The sequence below is a fragment of the Nocardia sp. NPDC058058 genome, from assembly GCF_042885355.1.
In the GTDB taxonomy this organism is placed as follows: domain Bacteria; phylum Actinomycetota; class Actinomycetes; order Mycobacteriales; family Mycobacteriaceae; genus Nocardia.
Genome location: NZ_JBHVSA010000058.1, coordinates 1 through 1,066 on the forward strand (window position 1 = coordinate 1; position 1,066 = coordinate 1,066).

A 1,066-nucleotide genomic window follows, 5' to 3' on the forward strand; every position below is an offset into this window, starting at 1 on the left:
GTCATCGGCGCCGCGTTCACGAACATCGTGAACTCCGTGGTCAAGGGAATCATCGGCCCGCTGGTGGGCGCGGTCGGCACGAAGAGCCTGGACGGCTACTCCTCGTGCCTGAAGGGTCCTTGCGGCGTCACCGCGAAGGGGGAGCCGACCGGCGTGAACATCCTGTGGGGTTCGGTGCTGAACGCGACCCTCACGTTCGTGATCACCGCGGCGGTCGTCTACTTCCTGATGGTGCTGCCCATGGCGAAGTACCTCGCCCGGCAGGAACAGCGCCGCAAGGCCAGGGAAGGCGTCCAGGAGACCATGGAGATCACCGAGCTGGAGGTCCTCAAGGAGATCCGGGACACGCTGGTCGCCCAGCGCGTCCACGGGGGCCCGGCGAACGGTCACGGTTACGGCCAGGGCCAGGGGCAGGGCCGCGACGGGGCGTTCTGACTCTTCTGGCTCAGAGGTGGTGCGGCGGCTTCTCGTCGAGGAAGCGGGCCAGGTCGGCGGCGCTCCCGCCGGCGGGGGACCGCTCGCCCCACCCGCGGTCGGTGTCGTCCGAGGACTGCTGGTCCAACGGGTCGTCGAAGACCAGCCTGGGCTTGGGCCTCGACTGGGGCGCGGCCCCGGGCTTCGGGTCCTGCGCGGCCTTCGGGCCCTTGGGGGCCTGGGAGTCCCTGGGGTCCTGCGGGCCGGAAGCGGGGGTGGGGGCGGTGCTCATACCCCCAGGGTACGGCCGCCCCCTCCCGCCGCTCCGCCCAGCCGGGGGCCCCGGCGTCCGCGCGGGCGCTGTCCGGCACCCGGGCCACACGGCTCCCGGGGAGCCCGCGCGCCTCGGCTGCCGACCGCCGTGCGGCTGCTGTCCTGTGCGGTATGACCTACGTACCGATGACCGCCCGCAGCCGGAGGGAAGGCCACCGGGCCGCGACTCCCCTGGAGCTGTTCTTCGACCTCTGTTTCGTCGTCGCGGTGGCGCAGGCCGGCCGGCAGCTGGTCCACGCCCTCGCCGAGGACCATGTGGCCGCCGGCATCACCGGCTACCTGTTCGTCTTCTTCGGCGTCTGGTGGGCCTGGATGAACT

Annotated in this window: 3 protein-coding genes; 2 read left to right on the forward strand and 1 reads right to left on the reverse strand. The window is 72.1% G+C overall.

What is annotated here, in order from left to right; genetic code table 11:
- On the forward strand, positions 1-435 hold a 435-nt coding region (locus tag ACFVUS_RS44150), incomplete at its 5' end, for an MscL family protein (protein ID WP_387781618.1).
- 10 nt (positions 436-445) lie between these two features.
- Here ACFVUS_RS44150 and ACFVUS_RS44155 read toward each other — a convergent pair.
- Positions 446-706 (reverse strand): hypothetical protein, encoded by a 261-nt coding sequence (locus tag ACFVUS_RS44155; RefSeq protein WP_073797597.1) that lies wholly within the window; start codon positions 704-706, stop codon positions 446-448.
- A gap of 152 nt (positions 707-858) precedes the next feature.
- Here ACFVUS_RS44155 and ACFVUS_RS44160 point away from each other — a divergent pair.
- On the forward strand, positions 859-1,066 hold a 208-nt coding region (locus ACFVUS_RS44160; protein ID WP_387781622.1), incomplete at its 3' end, for a low temperature requirement protein A.